This is a genomic window from Chryseobacterium sp. 1B4 (assembly GCF_036631475.1).
Classification (GTDB): Bacteria; Bacteroidota; Bacteroidia; order Flavobacteriales; family Weeksellaceae; genus Chryseobacterium.
The window spans coordinates 228789-251609 of record NZ_JAPNUF010000009.1 but is presented as its reverse complement, the minus strand read 5'-3'; the positions used below and the strand labels follow the sequence as shown (position 1 = coordinate 251609).

Annotated in this window: 29 protein-coding genes and 3 pseudogenes; 21 read left to right on the top strand and 11 right to left on the bottom strand. The window is 37.3% G+C overall.

Annotated elements, in window-relative coordinates; all coding sequences use genetic code 11:
- Nucleotides 1–63 precede the first annotated feature (63 nt).
- Nucleotides 64–1347: pseudogene (locus OWR28_RS20460) on the top strand (citrate synthase).
- A 51-nt stretch (nucleotides 1348–1398) separates the two neighbouring features.
- On the opposite strand, the gene OWR28_RS20455 reads toward OWR28_RS20460, so the two are convergent.
- Entirely contained in the window at nucleotides 1399–2211 is an 813-nt protein-coding gene (locus OWR28_RS20455; protein WP_332388292.1) for an alpha/beta hydrolase-fold protein, read from the bottom strand.
- Nucleotides 2212–2287: 76 nt separating this feature from the next.
- Here OWR28_RS20455 and OWR28_RS20450 point away from each other — a divergent pair, with 76 nt between their 5' ends.
- From OWR28_RS20450 to OWR28_RS20435, 4 genes are all read left to right on the top strand, one after another.
- A complete protein-coding gene (locus OWR28_RS20450) occupies nucleotides 2288–2662 on the top strand; it encodes a helix-turn-helix domain-containing protein (protein WP_332388290.1) in 375 nt (124 codons plus the stop codon).
- A gap of 249 nt (nucleotides 2663–2911) precedes the next feature.
- Complete coding sequence (locus tag OWR28_RS20445; RefSeq protein ID WP_332388289.1) at nucleotides 2912–3388, top strand: hypothetical protein; 477 nt, start codon at nucleotides 2912–2914, stop codon at nucleotides 3386–3388.
- A gap of 112 nt (nucleotides 3389–3500) precedes the next feature.
- Nucleotides 3501–3833: a helix-turn-helix transcriptional regulator gene (locus OWR28_RS20440; protein ID WP_332388288.1), complete on the top strand. Its 333-nt coding sequence runs from the start codon at nucleotides 3501–3503 to the stop codon at nucleotides 3831–3833.
- A gap of 94 nt (nucleotides 3834–3927) precedes the next feature.
- Nucleotides 3928–6087, top strand: coding sequence for a TonB-dependent receptor domain-containing protein (locus OWR28_RS20435; RefSeq protein WP_332388287.1), 2160 nt, complete (start codon nucleotides 3928–3930; stop codon nucleotides 6085–6087).
- Nucleotides 6088–6122: 35 nt separating this feature from the next.
- Here the strand turns inward: OWR28_RS20435 and OWR28_RS20430 are convergent, their stop codons facing one another.
- On the bottom strand, nucleotides 6123–6287 hold the full coding sequence (locus OWR28_RS20430) for a hypothetical protein (RefSeq protein ID WP_162800874.1): 165 nt from the start codon (nucleotides 6285–6287) through the stop codon (nucleotides 6123–6125).
- Nucleotides 6288–6577: 290 nt separating this feature from the next.
- Between OWR28_RS20430 and OWR28_RS20425 the strand changes: the two are divergent.
- From OWR28_RS20425 to OWR28_RS20350, 16 genes and pseudogenes are all read left to right on the top strand, one after another.
- Nucleotides 6578–7491 (top strand): annotated as a pseudogene (locus tag OWR28_RS20425) (dimethylarginine dimethylaminohydrolase family protein).
- Nucleotides 7492–7573: 82 nt separating this feature from the next.
- Complete coding sequence (locus OWR28_RS20420; RefSeq protein ID WP_332388286.1) at nucleotides 7574–7828, top strand: four helix bundle protein; 255 nt, start codon at nucleotides 7574–7576, stop codon at nucleotides 7826–7828.
- Nucleotides 7829–8035: 207 nt separating this feature from the next.
- Nucleotides 8036–8959 (top strand): citrulline utilization hydrolase CtlX, encoded by a 924-nt coding sequence (gene ctlX / locus OWR28_RS20415; protein WP_332388285.1) that lies wholly within the window; start codon nucleotides 8036–8038, stop codon nucleotides 8957–8959.
- 21 nt (nucleotides 8960–8980) lie between these two features.
- Nucleotides 8981–9340: an S-adenosylmethionine decarboxylase family protein gene (locus OWR28_RS20410; RefSeq protein ID WP_332388284.1), complete on the top strand. Its 360-nt coding sequence runs from the start codon at nucleotides 8981–8983 to the stop codon at nucleotides 9338–9340.
- A gap of 2 nt (nucleotides 9341–9342) precedes the next feature.
- Nucleotides 9343–9840 (top strand): DUF4178 domain-containing protein, encoded by a 498-nt coding sequence (locus OWR28_RS20405; RefSeq protein WP_332388283.1) that lies wholly within the window; start codon nucleotides 9343–9345, stop codon nucleotides 9838–9840.
- The gene (locus OWR28_RS20400) at nucleotides 9837–10808 is read left to right on the top strand and encodes a hypothetical protein (RefSeq protein WP_332388282.1); all 972 of its coding nucleotides are present in this window, start codon (nucleotides 9837–9839) and stop codon (nucleotides 10806–10808) included. The genes OWR28_RS20405 and OWR28_RS20400 overlap by 4 nt, the downstream gene beginning before the upstream one ends.
- Entirely contained in the window at nucleotides 10795–10992 is a 198-nt protein-coding gene (locus OWR28_RS20395) for a hypothetical protein (protein ID WP_332388281.1), read from the top strand. The genes OWR28_RS20400 and OWR28_RS20395 overlap by 14 nt, the downstream gene beginning before the upstream one ends.
- A gap of 13 nt (nucleotides 10993–11005) precedes the next feature.
- Nucleotides 11006–11221: a DUF350 domain-containing protein gene (locus OWR28_RS20390; RefSeq protein WP_142725356.1), complete on the top strand. Its 216-nt coding sequence runs from the start codon at nucleotides 11006–11008 to the stop codon at nucleotides 11219–11221.
- A complete protein-coding gene (locus OWR28_RS20385; protein WP_332388279.1) occupies nucleotides 11214–12248 on the top strand; it encodes a spermine/spermidine synthase domain-containing protein in 1035 nt (344 codons plus the stop codon). Before OWR28_RS20390 ends, OWR28_RS20385 begins: the two co-directional genes overlap by 8 nt.
- The gene (locus OWR28_RS20380; protein WP_332388278.1) at nucleotides 12200–12727 is read left to right on the top strand and encodes a spermine/spermidine synthase domain-containing protein; all 528 of its coding nucleotides are present in this window, start codon (nucleotides 12200–12202) and stop codon (nucleotides 12725–12727) included. The genes OWR28_RS20385 and OWR28_RS20380 overlap by 49 nt, the downstream gene beginning before the upstream one ends.
- Before the next feature lie 37 nt (nucleotides 12728–12764).
- The gene (locus tag OWR28_RS20375) at nucleotides 12765–13373 is read left to right on the top strand and encodes an NAD(P)-binding protein (protein WP_332388277.1); all 609 of its coding nucleotides are present in this window, start codon (nucleotides 12765–12767) and stop codon (nucleotides 13371–13373) included.
- 74 nt (nucleotides 13374–13447) lie between these two features.
- A complete protein-coding gene (locus OWR28_RS20370) occupies nucleotides 13448–14290 on the top strand; it encodes a hypothetical protein (protein ID WP_332388276.1) in 843 nt (280 codons plus the stop codon).
- 9 nt (nucleotides 14291–14299) lie between these two features.
- Nucleotides 14300–15193, top strand: a complete 894-nt coding sequence (locus OWR28_RS20365) for a hypothetical protein (protein ID WP_332388275.1) — start codon at nucleotides 14300–14302, stop codon at nucleotides 15191–15193.
- Nucleotides 15194–15351: 158 nt separating this feature from the next.
- A complete protein-coding gene (locus tag OWR28_RS20360; RefSeq protein ID WP_332388274.1) occupies nucleotides 15352–15597 on the top strand; it encodes a hypothetical protein in 246 nt (81 codons plus the stop codon).
- Nucleotides 15576–15905 (top strand): hypothetical protein, encoded by a 330-nt coding sequence (locus OWR28_RS20355; RefSeq protein WP_332388273.1) that lies wholly within the window; start codon nucleotides 15576–15578, stop codon nucleotides 15903–15905. Before OWR28_RS20360 ends, OWR28_RS20355 begins: the two co-directional genes overlap by 22 nt.
- Nucleotides 15848–17104, top strand: coding sequence for a discoidin domain-containing protein (locus OWR28_RS20350; protein WP_332388272.1), 1257 nt, complete (start codon nucleotides 15848–15850; stop codon nucleotides 17102–17104). Before OWR28_RS20355 ends, OWR28_RS20350 begins: the two co-directional genes overlap by 58 nt.
- A 49-nt stretch (nucleotides 17105–17153) precedes the next feature.
- Here the strand turns inward: OWR28_RS20350 and OWR28_RS20345 are convergent, their stop codons facing one another.
- The 9 genes and pseudogenes from OWR28_RS20345 to OWR28_RS20305 all read right to left on the bottom strand — a co-directional run bounded on the left by OWR28_RS20345 (nucleotide 17154) and on the right by OWR28_RS20305 (nucleotide 22647).
- A complete protein-coding gene (locus tag OWR28_RS20345; RefSeq protein ID WP_332388270.1) occupies nucleotides 17154–17285 on the bottom strand; it encodes a hypothetical protein in 132 nt (43 codons plus the stop codon).
- A complete protein-coding gene (locus tag OWR28_RS20340; protein WP_332388269.1) occupies nucleotides 17282–17605 on the bottom strand; it encodes a hypothetical protein in 324 nt (107 codons plus the stop codon). Before OWR28_RS20340 ends, OWR28_RS20345 begins: the two co-directional genes overlap by 4 nt.
- Nucleotides 17602–17961 (bottom strand): hypothetical protein, encoded by a 360-nt coding sequence (locus OWR28_RS20335; RefSeq protein ID WP_332388268.1) that lies wholly within the window; start codon nucleotides 17959–17961, stop codon nucleotides 17602–17604. Before OWR28_RS20335 ends, OWR28_RS20340 begins: the two co-directional genes overlap by 4 nt.
- A gap of 125 nt (nucleotides 17962–18086) precedes the next feature.
- Nucleotides 18087–18425, bottom strand: coding sequence for an outer membrane beta-barrel protein (locus OWR28_RS20330; protein WP_332388267.1), 339 nt, complete (start codon nucleotides 18423–18425; stop codon nucleotides 18087–18089).
- Nucleotides 18391–19876 (bottom strand): annotated as a pseudogene (locus OWR28_RS20325) (outer membrane beta-barrel family protein). The gene OWR28_RS20330 and the pseudogene OWR28_RS20325 overlap by 35 nt, the downstream one beginning before the upstream one ends.
- 26 nt (nucleotides 19877–19902) lie before the next feature.
- On the bottom strand, nucleotides 19903–20343 hold the full coding sequence (locus OWR28_RS20320) for a hypothetical protein (protein ID WP_332388266.1): 441 nt from the start codon (nucleotides 20341–20343) through the stop codon (nucleotides 19903–19905).
- 45 nt (nucleotides 20344–20388) lie between these two features.
- A complete protein-coding gene (locus OWR28_RS20315) occupies nucleotides 20389–22185 on the bottom strand; it encodes an outer membrane beta-barrel family protein (protein ID WP_332388265.1) in 1797 nt (598 codons plus the stop codon).
- Nucleotides 22186–22198: 13 nt separating this feature from the next.
- Nucleotides 22199–22354 (bottom strand): hypothetical protein, encoded by a 156-nt coding sequence (locus OWR28_RS20310; protein WP_332388264.1) that lies wholly within the window; start codon nucleotides 22352–22354, stop codon nucleotides 22199–22201.
- A 26-nt stretch (nucleotides 22355–22380) separates the two neighbouring features.
- A complete protein-coding gene (locus OWR28_RS20305) occupies nucleotides 22381–22647 on the bottom strand; it encodes a hypothetical protein (RefSeq protein WP_332388263.1) in 267 nt (88 codons plus the stop codon).
- Nucleotides 22648–22821: the final 174 nt, after the last annotated feature.

The window sequence follows — 22821 nt, the reverse complement described above, 5'->3', positions numbered from 1 at the left end:
CGGCAAGCGATAATTTTTGTTTGCCGTATTTTATGGAAAGTAGTATATTTAAAAAAATAAATAATGTCAGACAACAAAGTAATATTGAATTACGCAGGTAATTCATATGAATATCAATTGTGGATAGTACTATCGGAGACAGAGGGATTGATATTTCAAAATTAAGAGACCAGACAGGTTTGATCACTCTGGATTTAGGTTACAAAAATACAGGAGCTACCATTAGCGACATCACTTACTAGACGGAGATAAAGGAGAATTATTCTACAGAGGTTATCCAATCGAGCAGATTGCTGAAAAATCTAACTTCACTGAAGTAATGTATCTTTTATTACATGGAGAATTGCCTACTCAGGATCAGTATACTTCTTTCGAAAACAACATTAAAAAATATAACTTTATTGCAGACGAGATGAAAAAAATCATCGACGTTTTCCCTCGTTCTGCTCACCCTATGGGAGTTTTATCTTCTTTAACTTCTGCTTTGACAGCCTTCAACCCGAAAGCCGTTAATGTAAACTCTAAAGAAGAAATGGATCATGCTGCTGAGCTTATGATCGCGAAGTTCTCTCACCTTTGTGCATGGACTTACAGAAAAACTCAAGGTTTACCATTAAACCACGGGGATAACAACTTAAACTACGTAGAGAACTTCTACAAAATGGCATTCAGATTACCAAACGCTGATTTCGAAATCGATCCGGTTGTGGTAAATGCTTTAGATAAATTATTAATCCTTCACGCAGACCACGAGCAAAACTGTTCTACTTCTACAGTAAGAATGGTAGGTTCTGCTCACACAGGTCTTTTCGCTTCTATCTCTGCAAGGGTATCTGCACTTTGGGGACCACTTCACGGTGGTGCTAACCAGGCTGTAATCGAAATGCTTGAGCTTATCGAGAAAGATGGTGGTGACGTAGCTAAATATGTTGCTAAAGCTAAAGATAAGAATGATAATTTCCGTCTAATGGGATTCGGACACAGAGTGTACAAAAACTTCGACCCAAGAGCAAAAATTATCAAAAAAGCTGCTGACGATATCCTTAAAGCATTAGGAATCCAGGATAAAGCTCTTGACATTGCAATGCAGTTAGAAAGAGTAGCGCTGGAAGATGAGTACTTCGTAGAAAGAAAACTATATCCAAACGTAGACTTCTATTCAGGTATCATCTACAGAGCATTAGGAATTCCTACAGAAATGTTCACCGTAATGTTTGCATTAGGAAGACTTCCGGATGGATTTCTCAATGGAAAGAAATGAGATTGAAAGGAGATCCGATCGGAAGACCAAGACAGGTTTACCAAGGTGCTCAGCAAAGAAATTACATCGATATTGCAAGCAGATAATATTTGCTTACATCATAAAAAATCCCAAAGCACGCTTTGGGATTTTTTTATTTAAAATGTTGTCTGAAAAAATAAAATGATGTTCAATGGAATTTCTCCAGTATTCTGTATTATGATTTCCGGGTTGGGAAATAAAGGTAATGGGAATTTCAGGCTATCGGCAATATCTCTGATTTCAATGGTGGAAGGATAAAGTATATCGTCCGAACCACAGTCTATTAAAAAAGGATTTCCTTTATTATAGGTTTTTAACAGTGTTGAAATATTATACTGCTTCCATTCGTCCGGTGAACCGAGTATTTTGTTCAGGTCATCAGTAATCCTTTCTGTATTAAAGAATTGCAAGCTCGCATTCCTCATAATATCAGGATCCAGGGAAAATGCGCCGCTTGTACTTCCTGCAGTATTAAAATAATCCTGATGAAGTAAAAAATATCGGATAGCACCATATCCTCCCATGCTCAGTCCGCTGATGAAAATATTCTTTTTGTCAATACTGAAATTTTTATGAACCTTGGGAACCAGCTCCTTAAAAAAGAAATTTTCAGCTCTTGCCCCTTTATCATAAGGACTGTTTACATACCATGTTGTAAATCCGTCCGGGCATACAATAATCATTTTATATTGATCAGAGAACTTCTGAAGGTCTGTTGTCCGGGACCATTGACCGTAATTTTCACTATACCCGTGTAATAAATAGACTAATGGATATTTCTCTGTCTTCTTATAGGTTTGGGGTTTAAAAATAAATACCGTATCCGGTTTTGACATAAACCCGGATTTTAAAATCCATCTTTCCTGTGCCTGGAACAGCTGCAGGCTTATTACAAGACCAATAATCGACAGAATGTTTTTTGTGTACATAATTTTGTAATTTTAATGTAAATTTCTGCAAGCTGTCTGTGAATTACAATAACGAACAAAATTGTGAGTGATTATTATGAGAAAAGAAACTTCAACCAATGCGGCAAACGAACAGTTTCTGTTCGGTATCTGTGAACTGAATTCGGCAGTAAGTATCATCAGCGGGCGCTGGAAATCACAAATTATTTATTCAATTTCGGAGGGAAATAACCGGTTTCATCTTTTGAAGAAAGAACTGCCTAATATTTCCGAACAGGTTTTGGGAAGGCAACTTAAAGAACTGGAAACTCACAAACTTATCATTAAAGAAATTCCTGATACCATTCCTGTGGGGATAGAATATATACTGACTAACAAAGGGCAGGACCTTATTCCGATTCTGAAAAACTTATGTGAATGGGGCAAAGAATATGCGGATGGCAAAGAGATCATGATCTGCAATATTTCTTAGAAAAAATGTATATGTTGCTGAAATTGAATTCAATAATTTATTAATTTTACTTTTAGGAAATTATTGATATAATCAAAGCCGAATGGTGGATCGTTATAAAACAATAAATAAATTATTATGACTTTCGGACAACAGATGTTATTTTCTTCAGCGCAGTAGGAGCATTCAACGGACTTCTGCTGGGTATTTATCTGCTGTTTGTTAAGAAACTGAAATACCTCCGGATTTTTTCTCGGACTTCTCTTGCTGATGCTGAGCACCAGAGTGGGCATTGCTGTATGCATTTACTTTTACCCGGATCTGCCGAGAATTATTCCGCATTTAGGACTCTCTGCTTTATTTTTTACAGGTCCGGCACTTTATTATTACGTGAAATCTTCCTTTCAACAGGAGCAGTTTGATTGGAAGAACTGCCGGAAATGGTTCGGAATATTAACATTAATTTTAGGGGCTGTCGGTTTATTGTATCTGCTTTTCCCTGTTACCTGGGAACATTATTTCGGAACCTTTATTTATACGGTCTGGTCTGCATTTGTATTCCTTGCGGTGTATCAGTACTACTTTTCCAGGCAGAACCTTAAAAGTCCAAACCAATTTGTTCTTCCGGTTCTGATCAGTAATATAATTATCTTTCTGACCTATCAGCTGATCTCAACAGGTTGGGTGCAGATCTACTGTGCGGGAGGAGTCTTGTATTTTCATTTGTGCTGTATGCCAATTTTTTGATTTTATTCAATACAAAATATCAGCAGCTTCCGGTAAAGGAAACGGAAAGATATTCCAATAAAAAGATTTCTGAAAAACAGGCAGACAGCTTTTCGTCAGATTGGAGCGCCTTATGAATACTGAAGAGCTTTATAAAAATCCCAATCTTAAATTAAGTGATGTGGCATTCAGAATGAATATTTCTGCCCATCAGCTTTCCCAGTTGCTCAATGATAATCTTGGTAAAAGCTTTTCTACCTATATCAATGAATATCGTATTAATGAAGCCTGTGAAAAGATAGAAAATGGCTCCTATTTAAAAATTGAAGAGATAGGATATGAAGTAGGTTTTAATTCCAAATCAACTTTCTTTTCTACGTTCAAGAAAATTAAAAATACAACACCTCTTTTGTATAAGCAGTCTCAAACCCTTACTGAATCAAGGTTTCAGAGTTCAAATTTATAATTCAGTACTGCGGAATTTTAATTTCAAAACCGCTTTTCTGCCCCAGGCCAATACTTTTGATGTCATAAAATTTAAAATCTATGATCTTCAAATTATGGCTCTTGCTGCTTCTGCTGTTCCTGTCAATTTTGGAAAAGCTCAGGAAGCTGTCAAAGGAAAAACCACGGATTCTCTGGCTGAGGCAAAAACTTCAACAACGAATATTTCAGAAGTTATTATTCAGTCAGCGCCACGAAAAATGAAACTGAATGATGGTAATCTTATACTGTCTGTTGCCGGAAATAAAGACTTTAAAACTTCCACGCATCTCCTTGATGTTTTAAGAAAAACACCCGGGGTTACAGTAGATCAGGAAGATGGAATTTTTATTGGAGGTAGAATCACTCCCGCTGTTTTTATTGATGGGAAACCCGTTGTTATGAGCAATCAGGAGCTGCAGGCCTATTTGCGGTCTTTATCTCCCGAAATGGTAGAATCGGTGGAAGTGAATACCAATCCATCTTCTAAATATGATGCAGAATTTAAAGGAATTATTGATATCAAACTAAAAAAGAATATCAGCCTTGGCTTGAAAGCAAGCTATAATGGTAATATTTATGTTAATAAATTCAGCTATCGGGAAAATGCATTCAATATATCTTATCATACAGGGAGCGTGACATACAATCTGCAGACGGGTTATAATGAAGGAATTTCAACCTATCGTTATCACGCCCTGCAGCGATTGGGCAATACCAATATCATGCGTACCCAAACCTATCAGGAAGATGCTGGAAAAGTTTACAATTTTCAGGCGGGTGCAGATTTTAAGCTGAATGATAAAAACCGGCTTGGTATTAATCTGAGAAGTAATTTCCGGAATAATGACCGTATACGCAGCGGATCTCTTTATACAACTGATAAAAGCGAAGCCCAGGTGGTATTCAATACATCCAGTGAAAATCCCACAGATTATTCTCAGGGTAACTATGGGGTGACAGCCGATTATTCTTTTCAGAATAAGGGGTTTAAGCTTGCTTTTTTAGGGAATTATCTTTCAGTCAAAAATAAACAGAATGATGATTTTATCAATAGAGACCAGACAAATGCTGAGGTTTTGTCATACTGGAAATCTGATCTGGTGAACAAAATCGGCATTTATACGGCACAGATAGATGCATCTCAGAAAATAAAAGAGACCGATATTGAAGCAGGGCTTAAATACAGTCATTCAGATACGAATAACAATATCAGGTATGATACATTATCTGTTGGCAGTCAATTCGTTTTTGATCCTTCGAGAAGCAATATATTTTCATACAAAGAAAAGATCTGGGCAGGTTATCTTGTGTACAGGCAAAAGATAGGGGACTTTCAGATCAATGCAGGATTAAGATTCGAGAACACTAACAGTATTTCCAACGCCATTACTGTGGACTCCTTGGTTTCTAGAAACTATCTGAAATGGCTGCCGTCTTTAAGTGTAAGCTATACTTTTAATAAATCCAGTGAATTTTCTCTTTCCTATAGCAGAAAAATAACGAGGCCGGCATTTTCGCAGCTTAATCCGTTCAGATTTTATTTCAGTCCGTTAAATTACTGGATAGGGAATCCATACCTCTTACCTTCCTTTACCAGCCAGATTAAAGCAATGTATCGGTATAAAAACTGGGTCACAAGCTTTACCGCCGGAAAAGAAAAAGATGTGATGACACGGTATCCCCTTTACAATCCGGAAACAAATGTATTGGAATATTTAGGAACGAATCTTCCCTACCGGAACTTTGCTATGCTGGAAACAAGCTTTCCGGTACGAATTACAAAATGGTGGAATATCACCACTCAGATTGCCGGATATTATAATTATGAATTCAGACCTTATCTGGATGAGGTTTTTGCATTGAGCATTTATAATTACGAAGTGAGGATCAATCAGGTATTTTCGCTTCCGAAAGGATTTACTGTAAATGTATTTGGTGCTTATGAATCCAAAACAGGAAACAGCCTCTATACTATTAAACCACGATACACTGTAGATGTATCATTGCAAAAGGCATGGTTTGATAATAAACTGAACACAAAAATCGGGATTAATAATCTGTTTGATTCTTATGATCAGCGACTGGAATTCCGGCATAAACAGATTATGGATAACCGTTTTACACATTGGTGGGACAGCAGCAGGCTTGTATTTTCGCTCAGTTATACCCTAGGAAGTTCAAAATATCAGGTGAGAGAAACCCAGAAGACGGAAGAAGAAAACAGAACAAGATAAGAAGACCTGCTTGAAAAGCAGGTCTTCGTTTTTTATTATGGACATACACATCTGTCACATGTCCAGATATAGCAATTTCCTGCATCATCCCATTCGCAGCATCTTCTGCCTGTTGAGATGGGAGCGCCTCCCATTACGGATTTTTGTTGATCTCTTCCTAATTTTTGTGCGTTTTTCAGCACCGGATTGTTCTTGTTCATGACTTTGATTTTTGGTGTTAATAGTTAAGTTTTTATTGTTTATAATTTCGCGAAAATTATATCACTAATATAGGAAATTAAATAATATGATTATCTGTTTTTCTTTTCTTATGCAGATGGAAAATAGTAAGTTGTAGATGTTTTTGGAACTATTCACTACAGTTGGCTAAAATGCAAGGAAATTTTGTGGAAGGGTGCTGGTTTTGGGAACCAAATTTAATGCATAAAATAATCCAAAAGTTTTACAGGTAGAGACCTTTACTTATATTTGTAGTATTGCATAAATCTTTATGAGACTAAACATTAAAAACGAAACGGGTAGGCTGAAGTCAGTAGTTCTAGGCCAGCCTAATTCATTGGGGCCGGTTCCCACACTAGAGGAAAGTTATGACGCAAAGTCATATTACTCAATCGAACACAACATTTATCCTAAAGAAGAGGATATTATTAAAGAAATGAACGCTTTTGAAGCGGTTTTAAAAAGTATGATGTTGAAGTACTGCGCCCAAGCATCATCAAAGACTACAACCAGGTTTTTTCCAGAGATGTAGCTTTTGTAATTGATGACAAGATGATCATTTCCAATGTGATTGCTGACAGGGCAGATGAACAGGAGGCATACAAAAGTGTTTTTGAAAAAGTAGCATGGAGAAAGATCATCAACCTTCCCGAAACTGCACATATTGAAGGAGGAGATGTGATCGTATGGAATGATTTCCTTTTCATTGGAACCTGCTTCAGCGAAGATTACCGAAACTATAAGACGGCAAGAACCAATGAATATGCCATTGAAATCTTAAAAGAATATTTTCCGAAGAAAAGAATCATCGATCTGGAACTGAAGAAAAATGATAAAGTTCCTTTTGAAGGCATTCTGCATCTGGATTGTACATTTAATCCGGTAGGAGAAGACAAATGTATCATTTATAAAAACGGATTTGTAGATGAAAGCGATTACCGATTAATCATTGATATTTTCGGAGAAGAAAACTGTTTCCATATCAATGATGAAGAGATGTTTGAAATGTTCCCGAATATTTTCTCCATTTCTCCTGATGTAGTGGTTTCAGACAAAGCATTCACAAGAATGAATAACCACCTTAGAAACGAGTGGGGAATGACAGTAGAAGAAATCCCTTACAGAGAAATCTCCAAAATGGGTGGTTTATTGAGATGCTCTACAATGCCGCTTGTGAGAGAATAATTGAGTGGGAGAGTTTTAGAGTCTGAGCGTTAGAGTGTTGGTGGGTTTGAATATTTTTTTAATTTTAAAAAAATATTTGGGTATGTCGACAATTAAATTTCATCAGGACTTAAAAGTTTATCAACAATCATTTGAAACAGCACAGCTGATTTATGAACTCTCAAAATCCTTTCCAAAAGAAGAACTTTACTCACTTACAGATCAGATAAGAAGATCATCAAGATCTGTAACGGCAAATATTAGTGAGGCTTGGGGCAAAAGAAAATATGAAAAATCCTTCATTGCTAAGCTTACAGACTCAGAGGGTGAAGCAAGAGAAACCCAAACATGGCTCTAGTTTGCTTTTGCCTGCCATTATATGAATGACGAGCAATATAATAATTTGCACAACAAGTATAACCAAATAATAGGGATGTTAGTTAACATGATGAGCCAGTCAGAAAAGTGGTGTTCATTTTTCTTCGGTGAATAAAGAAGATAATAATTTGTAAAACGCTGTTCAGACACTCAAACTCTCATACACTAACACCCTCAAACTTAAAAAATGCAAACAACAGATACAGTATTAATGATAGAGCCGATTGCATTCGGTTACAACGCAGAGACAGCTAAAAACAATTATTTTCAGGTAGAACAGACGGGATCTGACATCCAGTCAAAAGCTTTGGCAGAGTTCAATACCTTTGTAGGAAAGCTGAGAGGAAAAGGAATCAATGTAATTACCATAAAAGATACTCCGGATCCGCATACTCCGGATTCTATTTTCCCCAATAACTGGGTAAGTTTCCATAAAGACGGAAAAGTGGTTTTGTACCCGATGTTCGCTTCCAACAGAAGAGTGGAAAGAAGGGAAGATATTATTGAAAGTATCAAAGATCAGGGATTTGAAGTTACTGAAATTGATGACTGGTCTTTTCCTGAAACCCAGGGACATTTCCTGGAAGGAACGGGAAGTATGATTTTTGATCATGATCATAGAATTGCGTATGGTTCTGTTTCTTTGAGGCTGGATGAAAAACTGTTCAGAGAATTCTGCACAAAATATGGATTCACTCCCGTTGTATTCCATTCATTCCAGACCGTAGGAACAGAAAGGCTTCCGATCTATCACACCAACGTAATGATGTGTGTGGCGGATAAATTTGTCGTAATCTGCCTTGATTGTATTGACGACGAGCTGGAAAGGGAAAAAGTAATGGAAACCATTAAAGGCTCAGGAAAAGAAATCATCGAAATCTCAGAAGAACAGATGCAGCAGTTTGCGGGAAACATGCTTCAGGTTCAGAATAAAGAGGGTGAGAAATTTTTGGTGATGAGCCAGACCGCTTATCAGTCTCTCACTCCAGAACAGGTGGCAGCTATTGAAAAATACTGCGAAATTATCTATTCAGACCTGAATACCATTGAAGTAAATGGTGGAGGAAGTGCAAGATGTATGCTTGCTGAGGTTTTTCTTCCAAAAAAATAATATATTTACCAAAAAAATTAATTGAACCCATTATCAAGTAAAGGTTTACATATTCTTCTGACTTTGCAAACAGAGTCAGAAGATTTGTTATTAGACAGCAAAGGGTTTCTGATGTTTACAGAAGAAATTCTGAAAACCAGAGAGGTGGAAATTGTAGGAGTAACCAATCATATTTTTGAAAATGACAGCTTTACTTCCGCAGTGATCCTTAAAGAATCTCACCTTTGTATCCACACGTGGCCGGAATTTAAACAGCTTACCTTTGATGTATTCCTTTGTAATTATACTCAGGACAATACCGAGAAAGTAGAGCAGATAGCAGATGAGGTGGTTCAGTATTTTAAAGCTAATACCATTCAGAAACACAAAATTTACAGATAAAAATGCACTATGTCTGCCCAGCATGCGAATCAGAAAATACATTAGATCTCACCTTTCCTGTTGAAGAATATGTTTGCAGTACCTGCTCTTATCTCATTGATGTTGCCGGAAACAAAAAAATTAAACATCTGAAAGTCCCTACGGAAAATGTTGTTTTAGATGTCGGACAAAAAGGAAAAATCGGAGAGGTAGAATATACTGTTGCTGCCATTATCGTCAGGAAATATGGTTCCAGTATTTTCTGGCGCGAATATTATTTAAAAGACAGTAAAGGAAATGATGCTTTCCTGAGTGAAAGTGACGGGCATTGGGTTTTCCTGATTCCTATACATCCTGATGATTTTAAAAGTAAAGATTCAGCATTCCCAACCTATCTCGGGCGCACCTATCGATGGTACGAAAACTCTCAGTGCAGTATTGAAGCCGCAGCCGGTTTTTTGATGAGCATCTGGATTTCAGTATTGCTACTTACAAAGAATATGTCAACGGAACCCGTATGATCTCTCAGGAGAAGACCAGCAGGAAAAGCCAGTATTTCTATGGAGTCCACATTTCAAAATATGAAGTAAAGAAAGCTTTTAAAATAGCTAATCTGCCGTATTATACAGGAATAGGGATCGTTCAGCCTTATTATTTCGATATCAGACAGGCTGTGAACATCTTTTGTGTGGCGGCATTAATGATTTGCCTGCTTCAGATGTATGTCTACACTTCAAGAACCAACGAAACCGTTTTTGCAGAAACCATCAATTTTGCAGATGTAAAAGATAAGGAATTGGTCAGCAAAAGCTTTACCCTTTCCGGAGGTTCGGCCCCATTAAAAGTGAGTGCATTTTCAGGTGTTGATAATTCCTGGGCTAATGTTCAGCTAAGCCTTGTGAATGAGAATACCAATGAAATTATCTACACTTCCAAAGATATCGAGCAGTATCATGGTTACGAAGGAGGGGAAAGCTGGACAGAAGGAAGTCAGTCTGAAGATTTTAACCTGTGTGGAGTAGGCTCCGGAAAATATCATTTCATTATTTCAGCTGAAAAAGAAGGAGGCTTGCCGTCATTTTCAGGCCTTACATCGCCTGATTCAAAGGTCATGGTATCACGGGATAAATCAGGAACAATTGAGGTTACTGATATATTCAAGGTGCAGACCAAAACTTTTACAGACGGACAGGCGCTGGAAAAAGATACATCGGAAGTAACCAGACTTGCCAAAGCATCGTTCGGAACTCAAAAGCTGGACTCCCTGATTAATACTGAAGCACTTAGACTTACTACAGATCCCATTTCAAGCAATACCTATGTACAGCTCAAAGCAACCTGGCTTCCCGTTTCATTCTGGAACTTTGGGATTATTTTATTCATAATGATTGCTGTGTTTGTGGCAATGTGGATAGGAAAACATTACTTTAATGTAAATAAATGGAAGAATAGTTCAAACTCACCTTATCCTGCAAATGATGATAACTAATATAACCAATTACATAAGAAAAAACTGGATACTCTGCCTGATCGGAGGATTCTGCCTGACCTGGTTTGTATACCTTACGTACCAGGGAAATCAGGTATGCGACTGTGCCAAGACGGAAACATACCGCGACGGAACCACAAGAAGCCATTCCAGAGTAGGATTCTACAGATACTATCACAAATAAAAATATAAAAACTATGGACAACATCAATTTCTTACCCATATTAAACTCGGTTCTTTATTCATTTTTAGGAATCGCCATTTTGCTTGCATGTTATTTCATTATTGAAAAACTGACTCCTGAAAAAACATGGCATGAGATCGCCCAGAATAAAAATATAGCAATTGCTATTGTCTTCGGGGCATTTATCATCGGAATTTCAATGATTATAAGCGCGGCAATTCATGGATAAGAAGAGGATTCCTCTTGAGCTGCTTTTATTGTTTTCAGTATTCGTCATTGCTACATGTGGACTGATTTATGAGCTGGTGGCCGGAGCACTGGCAAGCTATCTTTTAGGAGACTCTGTAAAGCAGTTTTCTTTCATTATCGGAGTGTATCTCTTTTCAATGGGAGTGGGTTCCTACCTTGCAAAATTCATCAAAGGAAATCTTATTGATAAGTTCATTGAGATCGAAATCCTTGTGGGAATCGTAGGCGGAATCAGCTCTGTTGTGCTTTTTATTCTGTTTAATACACTCGCCCATTTTGAAAGTGTTCTCTATCTCTTTGTCTTCTTCACCGGATGTCTTGTAGGAGTGGAAATCCCACTTCTGATGAATATTTTAAAAGACAGGGTACAGTTTAAAGATTTAGTTTCAAACGTTTTTGCATTCGACTATATCGGGGCTTTGCTGGCGTCGATTCTTTTCCCGTTGGTTTTGATTCCAAAATTAGGAATTGTCAAAACCCCTTTGTTTTTCGGATTGATTAATATCTCCATTGCGATATTCCTGTGCTATTATCTTACAAAGGAATTATCAAAACCCCTATCGCTCAAAGTAAAATCTCTTGCAGCATTTGCATTTCTTTTAGGGCTTTTCATTTTCTCAGATACTATTTTATCCTATTCAGAAGAAAAATTATATGGTGAAAATGTAGTGTATACCAAAAGCTCACCGTACCAAAGAATTGTGTTAACGAGAAATACGCACGAATTCCGTTTATATTTAAACAATAACTTACAGTTTTCATCCACAGACGAATACCGTTATCATGAGGCTTTGGTGCACCCTGCGATGTCCATGGCAAAAAATATAGATAATGTCCTGATTCTTGGAGGCGGTGATGGTTTTGCAGCAAGGGAAGTATTAAAATATAAAGACGTTAAAAAAATAACGCTTGTGGATCTTGACGGCGAGATGACCCGGTTTTTAAAACCAATGAAACCATGCGCAGACTTAATCAAAGTTCTTTTTCCAATCCTAAAGTGGAAGTGATCAATAAAGATGCTTACATTTGGGTAAAAGAGAACAAAAAGAAGTTTGATGTCATTATCATAGACTTTCCGGATCCGTCCAATTACAGCCTGGGGAAACTCTATTCTTTACAGTTTTATAAAGAACTGGAAAGGTTAACAACTCTTGATACAAAGATTGTAGTTCAGACTACCTCTCCGTATTTTGCTCCGAAATCTTTCTGGTGTATTGAAAAAACAATCCATCAGATTTTTCCTTTCACAGCAGCATATCACACCTATGTTCCGTCTTTTGGGGAATGGGGATTTTCTATGGCTTCATTTGAACCCATCAACAACAGGATCTACAGAAAGCTGCCTGGATTAAAATATTATGATTACAATTTTTCACAGATGTCTTATTTCAATAAAGATATGAAGGTGAAAGACGTAGAAGTTAACCGTCTGGATAACCAGATATTAGTCCGTTATTTTGATGAAGAGTGGGGGAAAGTACAGTAGAAAAGATTTTCTTACAACTATATTTTTAGGTAGTCTTATGCTTCCCTTTTTGCAGTATTGCGGAAAGAAAGTAAAATCATTGCTGCTGAAAATTACAGGTACCGATCACATTCTCGGGCATAAGCTGTGGGCAAAAGATTTTCCACAGTTTTCAGAAGTTATCCACACTAAGTATCTTATTGTCGGGGGTGGAATTTCCGGACTGTCGGCTTGTAGGTCCTTCAGTCAGCATCATGAAAATGATTATCTTCTTCTGGAAATGGAAAACCATCTTGGTGGCAATTCTTCCAACGGAGAGACCCCTTTTTCAAAATTTCCTTTAGGAGCTCATTATTTACCGTTACCGAACAAAGAGAATACAGAAATCATCGAATTCCTGAAAGAATGTAAAATCTGCCTTGGAACAGAAGAAAACGGAGAACCCATCCTTGATGAATACCAAATGACATTTCCTCAGCAGGAAAGATTATTTTATAAAAATTCCTGGCAGAATGATATTGTTCCGCAAAGAGGAATTTCAGCACAAACTCAGCAAGAGCTTACCCGCTTTTTTAAACTGATGGATGAGTTCCGTGTAAAGAAAGATGCGGGGGAAAATACTGGTTTGCCATTCCGTTACATGATTCCAGCAGAGAAGAAGAGGTAGTAAAGCTTGAAAAAATCATTTTTAAAGACTGGCTGAAAGAAAATAATTACCACTCGGAAGAACTTCTCTGGCTTTTGGATTATTCCTGCAGGGACGATTTCGGATTAGGAATAGATTATGTTTCTGCATGGGCAGGAATTCATTATTTTGCCGGAAGAAAGAATAACTGGAGTACAATATATAAAGATCAGGTATTCACATGGCCGGAAGGAAATGCAAGACTGGCAAAACATCTTTCAAAATACACGGAGGGAAAACATATGCCGGGAAATCTGGTTTTTGATATAAAAATCAATGATAAAGTTGAGGTATTAAGTTTTGACAATATTCAAAAGAAAACCAAAAAGGTTATTGCAGATAAAGTGTTATTTGCAACACCTCAATTTGTGAATGAAAGAATTTTTAATCATAAAAAAGCATCTTCCTTTCATTACGTGCCCTGGCTTTTAACCACCATTACGCTGAAAAATGAATTCGGGGGAGATGAAGCGCCGGCCTGGGATAATGTGATCTATGGTTCTTCGGGATTGGGTTATATTTTTGACCAACATCAGAATCTCAACCAGATTATTGGTGAAAAGGTGATTACTCACTATAAGAGCTTTTCAACTTCAGACTGTAGAAAAGCAAGGAAAAAGCTTTACGCCATGAAAGAGGCTGAACTGAAAGATTTAGTTTTAGATGATCTGAAGAAAGCACATCCGTTAATAGAAGATTTCATTCTGGAAATGCAGTTTCATAAAATAGGGCATGCGATGATCGCTCCGGTTCCCAACCAGATTTTTGGAGAAGAAACCGGAAAAGCAAAAGAACCGATAGGAGGTAAAATTTTCTTTGCCCATTCCGATCTTTCAGGAATATCTATTTTTGAAGAGGCCTTTTATCAGGGACTCCGGACTGCAGAACAAATGATGTAAAATAATATTATGAAACAGCCGTGGATACATAATGCAAAAACAGACTGGTGGTTTATTTTATCTCCGCCTTTTTTGGTGCTGCTGATTATCTTTCTTTTTCAGAAGCAGATTCAGGCACTGGAAAATCATTATTCCTTTTACACATGGCTTTTCCTGATTGTTTTTGTGGATGTTGCCCATGTTTATTCCACACTGTTTAAAACCTATTTTGTAAAAGGAGAAGTACAGAAAAATAAGCTGCTTTATCTGGGAATTCCTGTTCTGAGCTGGATATTGGGAATGATCCTGTTCCAGTTTGGAAGTCTGACCTTCTGGTCAGTACTGGCATTGATTGCCGTTTTTCATTTTATAAGACAGCAGTACGGCTTTATGAGAATCTATGCCCGTTTTGAACCGGACAACTGGAGTAAAAAAATAGATGAGATTGCTGTTTACTCCGCAACTATTTATCCGATGCTGTATTGGTTTAAAACTCCCCGGGCTTTTACATGGTTTGTAAACAATGAGTTTGACTGGCTTCAGAATCTCCCGGATTACGTTCCGTTACTTACTGTATTCTATTTTACAATTCTGATCATCTGGTTTATTAAAACAATTGTTGGAACTTTTAAAACAAAAAACATTAACATTCCCAAAACAGCACTGATCACCGGAACTTTTCTTTCCTGGTATTTCGGGATTGTTCATTTCAATAATGATCTTTTATTTACTTTTCTGAACGTGGTTTCTCATGGGGTTCCCTATATCGCATTGATTTATATCCGGGAAATACAGCAAAAAGAAAATCACCAGCTGAACCGGTTGCAGATTTTTAAATCTTTTTCCGAATATTTCTATTTATCGGCGTTATTTTATTGTTCGCTTTTCTGGAAGAATTTTATGGGAAACTTTGGTTTGGAATGAGCACTTTTCCCTGAATGTAATGCTCTCAGAAAATCTGTTTCAATTTCTGGTTCCCTTATTGGTTGTTCCGCAGCTTACTCATTATCTTCTGGACGGTTTTATTTGGAGAAAACCGAAAAAAGTTAATTAACTTTGTCCGGAACGTTTAAAATCTGAAAATGAGACAATATTTTCTGTCATTAGCAATCTTTCTTGGAATGATTGCGGGGGCCCAGCAGAAAACATTCTGTAATCCTATTAATATTGATTATGGCTATACTCCCTTCGAAGCTTTTTCCAAACAGGGAAAGCACCGTGCTACAGCAGATCCGGTGATTGTTAACTTTAAAATAAACTCTTCCTTTTTTCCACCAACCAGGAAGGGTACTGGTACAGTGACGATATGCTGGACTGGAAGTTTGTAAAAAGGAAATTTCTAAGAGATAACAAATATATCCACGATCTTAATGCTCCGGCAGTTTGGGCCATGAAAGATACTTTATACGTGTATGGCTCTACCTGGGAACAGGATTTTCCGATCTGGAAAAGTACCAACCCTACCAAAGATGACTGGAAAATTGCTGTGGATACTTTAAAAGTAGGAGCGTGGGATCCGGCATTCCATTATGATGAAGACAAGAATAAACTGTATCTGTACTGGGGCTCAAGTAACGAATGGCCGTTGCTGGGGACCGAAGTAAAAGTGAAAACCTTCAGTCCGAGGGTTTCGTAAAACCTATTATTAAGTTAAAACCTGAAGATCACGGATGGGAACGTTTCGGGGAATACAATGACAATGTCTTTCTTCAGCCTTTTGTAGAAGGAGCGTGGATGACAAAGCATAACGGGAAATATTATATGCAGTATGGTGCTCCGGCAACAGAATTCAGTGGGTATTCCGATGGAGTATATGTGAGTAAAAATCCTTTGGAAGGCTTCGAATATCAGCAGCATAATCCTTTTTCTTATAAACCGGGCGGTTTTGCCAGAGGCGCAGGCCACGGGGCAACGTTTGAAGACAATTACAAGAACTGGTGGCACGTTTCCACAATTTTTATTTCTACTAAAAATAATTTTGAAAGAAGGCTGGGAATATGGCCGGCAGGCTTTGATAAAGATGATGTGATGTACTGTAATACGGCATATGGCGATTATCCTACTTACCTTCCGCAATATGCACAGGGCAAAGATTTTACGAAAGGTCTTTTTGCCGGATGGATGCTGTTGAATTATAATAAACCGGTTCAGGTTTCATCTACTTTAGGTGGATATCAGCCTAACTATGCGGTAGATGAGGATATCAAAACGTATTGGAGTGCTAAGACCGGAAATTCCGGGGAATGGTTCCAGACGGATCTTGGGGAAGTTTCTACCATCAATGCCATTCAGATCAATTATGCGGATCAGGATGCAGAATTTATGGGGAAAACACTGGGGAAAATGCATCAGTATAAAATCTATGGCTCTAATGATGGCAAGAAATGGAATGTGATTGTGGATAAAAGTAAAAATACAAAGGATGTTCCTCATGATTATATTGAGATGGAAAAACCAGCGAAAGCCCGTTTCCTTAAAATGGAAAACCTGAAAATGCCTACCGGAAAATTTGCATTGAGCGGTTTCAGGGTATTTGGAAAAGGAGCAGGAAAACAGCCTGCTAAAGTGGAAGGTTTTGTGCCATTAAGAGCTGACCCTAAAAAATATGGGGAAAGAAGAAGTATCTGGATGAAATGGCAGCAGAATCCTGAAGCAGACGGCTATGTAATCTATTTTGGAAAGTCTCCGGATAAATTGTACGGAAGCATTATGGTATACGGAAAGAATGAATATTTCTTTACAGGAGCAGACAGAACGGATGCCTATTATTTTCAGATTGAAGCTTTCAATGCCAATGGGATCTCAGAAAGGACAGCCGTTGCAAAATCTGAATAAAATTCAATTTTAAAATAGAAAATAACACGTTTTGAAGAATCAGAGCGTGTTATTTTTTGTCAATTTTTTTAATGAAGGTTTCAATTTTATCAATAAGAAATACATCATGTGGCTGTTTGTCCCAATCCAGATGTCCTCCATTGAATTGATAAGACTCATGGATAACATGGTTGGCTGTCAAAGCTGAATCCAGTCTTTTTCCTGTGTAGACGGAATGACACGGTCCAAACTTCCGTAATAAGATAAAGTAGGAGGGGAATCACTTTTTATCCATTTCACAGGGCTGGCAAAACCTATCTTTGATATTCCGGTTTCAATTGTTTCAGGATCCACAAGTCTGCTTTCCACAAAAGAATATTCCTGATAATTTTTGAAACCTGGATCAGACAGATCTGCCGGGCCCACAATATTAATCACAGCTTTAACTCTTTTATCAGCGTCAAATTTATAAGCATAAAACATAGATAAATGACCTCCGGCGCTGTTACCTAATAAAATCACACCGGGATTGTAGCCCAGTTTATTTTTAATAATTCAGTTACTTTTTTAATGTCATCAGTTTGATTTGGAAGCCCAAAGTCAGTAGATGAAGCCAGTCTGTAGTTCATATTAACAAAAATATGATCGGGAAATTTCTGCATCACAGAGAGCGTGAAAAAGGTTAATTGCGATTTATTCCCAGCTCTCCAGCCTCCGCCATGAATTATAATAAAAACATCCTTTTCTTTATTTGTTCGTGTAGATGGAATATAGAGATCCATAACCTGGTCAGCATTATTCCCATAATGAATATTTTCTTCTTTATCAAAATTGATATCATCTCTGAGCTTTATCTTTTTTTCTTGCAGCCTGTCCATAGAAAAAGGAGACTGAGGGATATCAAAATATTTTTATATCTTTTCATAATGATTAAATATAAAAAATCCGCTGAAAAGAATCAGCGGATACCGTAAGAATAATTAAATATGAAGAAAGATAATCTTTATCTTGTTCTGCTTTTGATGGCATCTGAGGCCCCTTCGATGTCTCTTACCTTTTTCACTTTCTGGTTTCCGAAATTGTAGGTAAGGCTTACAATTAAACTTCTGTTGTAACGGTTTTGGTGGATATAATTGTAATTTCCGTTTTCCTGAAAATCTTCAATTTTCACGATGTTGGTATTCAGGACATCGTTTACATTCACTGCAAAAGTCCAGTCATTCCACATTTTCTTAAGGCTGAGGTCTAAGCTCATTAAGTTTTTCAGTGAACCAAGCTCAATCTGCTGCTTGTCTACAAAGAAATAATTAACTCCTGAAGAACCATGTTTTCTTTTTATCAAGACGAATGGTGTTGTTGGTCTGAATCAGAAGGCTGGTAGAATTCGTTTTATTGGTGTAGGTAATAAAATTTCCGTTAGGTCCTTTATCATTCTTAAACCGGTCTCCGGTAGTAGGATCGGTATCAAGACTTCCATTGTTGATGTTATGCTGCACCCCGATATTAAAGTTGGTCGTCCAGTATTGTTTGAAAAACGACTTCTGAATACCTACCATGGCAGACATTTCCTGCTTGTTCCCAAAATTGGTTCTGATATATCTCAATGCCGGATTATCTCCGATCTTACCATCCGGTGATACCGGATATCCCTGAAGTGGAACCTGTGTAATAACGTCCTGAATATAAGAATGGTTTAAAATCAGGAAATATGAATTTCTGTACATGTATGTAAGTTCCTGATTGTAGGTGGAGGAAGCTTTTACAAACGGGTCATTCTGAGTGTAATTATCTTCTGTCAGGATATTTCTTACAGGATTAAGTTCCCAGAAGCTCGGTCTTCTCATTCTGCTTGAAAAAGAGTATGAAATATTATTTTTATCATTAATCGCATAATTCAGGCTCAGATAAGGAAGTAAGTTATTGTAGTTTCTTTCAATCCTTTTAAGCGCTTCTGTAGGGGCATTGTCAGAAGTTCCCAAACTGTTTGTGATCTCATATCGGGCTCCTATTTTTCCTGAAAGTTTGTCAGAAATCTTTTTCAACGGTAAGATACATTCCGTAGATGTTTTCATCATAAATAAAATGGTTGGGTCTTGAATCCGGGGATGTCAGGGGATTAAAAGAGTAAGTAATGTTTTTAGAATCGTTGTCTGTTTTGGTTTTATTATAATTTCCTCCAACTGAAACGGTAAGATCATTTTTAAATTTCTGATTGTAATCTACCATTCCGGAGAAATTATTAATGATCTGCGGAAGATCCTGAAGCACCTGTGTTGTTCTTGCTCCCACATTTCTGTTGATGTCTGAAGCAAAGGTTTGATTATCTGTAAACTGGAATCTTCTATAGTTGAGGTAAGCTGCATTTACATTCAGTTTACTGCCTAATGAATCTGTTTTCAGTTCATAATTTAAATTCACAGAATTATTGTAGGACCTTGCATCTTCTCTGTTTTTGGACCATGTATATTCCGTATCTGTTTTTTTTATGGTATTAAATAAGTCTACCGTTGAGTTATAGCTTTTATTGGCCCAGGTATTCCATGATAGTGCAAGGTTGCTTTTATCATTAAGCTGATAATCAATATTGAGATACCCTCCGATATTTTTGTTCGGATCATCAATATCACCTGTAGATTCATTGGATGTTTTGGCTGTACCGTTTCTGAGGGTATACGTTTGTGCTTCAATATTTTCACCGCCACTAAGACTGGCGCTTACTCCCAGCTTGTCCTTTCTGTAGTTGGCCGAGAAACTCGCCTGGCTTCCGTTATACTTATTGGTTGTATTAGACATTCTCATATTTCCGTTGAGACCGTCGCTCATTTTTTCTTTAAAACGATATTGATGATTCCATCTGAAGATTCAACCTGATATTCACTTCCGGGAACAGTGATCACTTCAATTTTCTGGATATTTTCAGCCGGAGTATTTTTCAGGAACTGAGCCAGAGATTCAGAATCCATATTGCTTTTTCTTCCGTTGATATAGATCAGCGCATTATTTTTCCCTGCGATTTTCAATGTTTTATCATCCGTAGAAGATAATAAAGGCGTCTGCTTCAGAAGGTCAAAAGTGGTATTTCCTTTGGCAACAGGGGATGCTGCCACATCGTATACAAAACGGTCGCTTTGCTTTTTAAAAACCTGTTTTGTGATGGTTACACCTTCTATATTTTTTGTTTTTGCCGTATCAGATTTCTTCTCCTGAGCAAATGCACAAGTACCGAATACAATAGCCATTGACAAAATTATACGTTTCATGTTTGTTTTATTTAAGAGTGGATTTAGTGAAATAAGTTGTATAGTTTAGGTTCTTGATTTTACAGCATCATTAGCTGATTTCATTTCCCTTGCTTTTTTCAGTTTCTGATTTCCGAAATTGTAAGTAACCCCGATGCTCATCAACCTTGGATAATTGAAGTTGGTGATATTGTTAAATTTTCCGTTGGGCTGTACTCCTTTAACTCTGTAGAAGCTTTGGTTAAATAAGTCACTCACTTCTGCTACGATAGTCCAGTCCCCTGCAATTTTTTTCAGGCTGAAGTCAAAGCTCTGTCTTGCACCTATCATCCCGGCTTCCATAGCGGTCTGGCTGGCAAAGAAGTAATTCACTCCCAGGAACCAGTCTTTTTTAGAAGAGAGTCTTATAACATTATTGATGGTTACAGACATATTATAGTTTTTAACATCAATGATATAAGGATCTATCACTTCAGTTTCTCCCGGGGCAGGCATGGCAGTAGGATCTTCAAATACTCCGCCTTTGTAGGTAATATATCCTAAATTGACAGAATAATTGGTTGTCCATATGTCTTTGAACCAGGATTTGTTCATTCCAAGAGTGAGAGCAATTTCCCTGTTTTTACCATAATTGGTTCTGATATACCTTAAGAATCTGGTGGTTTCCATAATTGGATTACCTTCGCTGTCCTTTATGATTTTCCCTTGGGCATCTTTTTGAGGAGCCGTTACAGTTCCCTGCAATGGAATCAGGTCTGAAGCTGCTGCATCTTCCACCATATTGAAACTAAGGTTGGCATAGAATGCATTTTTGTACATATAATTTAACTCTTGATTATAATACTTTGATGCCAGTATAAATGGATTGTTCTGTGTATAATTGGTTGGAGTAAAGTAGGTTCTCGAAGGATTCAGCTCCCAGAATCTCGGTCTTCTGATTCTGCTGGAAAAAGTATAGCTTAGATTATGATCAGGATTGATAGCGTAATTTAAATTCAGATAAGGCAGGAGGTTATTGTAATTTCTTTCAAAGCCTGTTTTATCAACAATGTCTCCGGTGCTTCTGGTCATTTCGTAGCGGGCACCAATCTTTCCGGATATTTTTTCAGTCAGTTTTCTTTCATAGTTCAGATAAATTCCAAGTATATTTTCCTTATAAATAAAGTGGTTGGTCTGATTCGGATCTATTACAAACTCTCCGTTTTTCAGCTTATCCTGTCTGGTATCGTTATCTGTATTGGTGTGATTGTAACTGATTCCCATTAACCATGTAGCTCCTTTAGCTGTCTTTTTCAGATAATCGATATTGGCTGCATAGTTGTTGATGATCTGTGGTACCGCCTGATGCAATGCCGAGTATTTGTTAATTGTATCATTCGTTAACGGAAAACTCTCGTTGAAGCTTACTTTATCCCTGTTGAACCATAGGTAAGAAACGTTTGAGGTAAGTTTACTCCCCAAGGAATCTGTTTTCATCTCATAATTCAGATTGAAAGAGTGGTTTCTGGTCTGGGCGTCCTCGTTATTCACTGTTCTGTTATTTAATACTCCGTTTTGCAAGTTGGTAATATCCAGTACAGAATTGAAGCTTTTATTGTATCTCATGTTGTAGGAGAATCCAAGGCTGTGTTTTTTATTAATCTCGTAATCGATATTGAAGCCTCCTCCAAAATTTTTGTTCGGATCATCATTAAATCCAAATGATTCATTTTTGAAAGTAGAATCTCCGTTGGACAGCGTATATCTTTGTCTGTCTGTCCAGCTTCCTGTTCTGAAATTGGAGTTCCCCGACCATTTGCCTTGTCTGAAGTTAAAAGAAGCTCCTGCATTGGGATTGTTGTAATAAGCCTGCTCGTTCTGCATTTTCAGCGTTCCGTTATAGCCGTTGTTTTTGCTTTTTCATCACAATATTGATGACCCCTTCTTTAGATTCGACCTGGAATTCGCTTCCGGGAACCGTAATCACTTCGATTTTCTGGATATCTTCAGATGGAGTAGACTTCAGCATTTCAATCAATGCCTCAGAGTCCATATTGGTTTTCTTATTGTTGATATAAATTACTGCATCATTTTTCCCAGAATCTTCAGTGTTTTTCCGTCAATGCTGGAAATCATCGGAGTTTGTTTCAAAAGATTAAAAGTGTTGGTTCCTTTAGCGATAGATGAAGAAGCTACATCATATACCAAACGGTCACCTTGCTTTTTGAAAACCTGCTTCTTGAGAGTCACTGCATCAATGGCATTTACTTTCAAACTGTCTTTTTTCTGCTGGGCAGTTATAAGTCCGCCGAAAAATAGAGCTGCAATAAGAATCTGAGTTTTCATGATATTATTTTTTAATTAATAGCTTGTATGGTTTGTTATTTAACATTGCAAAGATATATAATAAATTTAGTATTATGCAATACAAAGTACTTAAAAATATTTTTAAATTATTGTAATCGTTTGATTATCAGTTAATAAAAATTTTGTTTAAAATATTGATTGTTTGACCTTTCT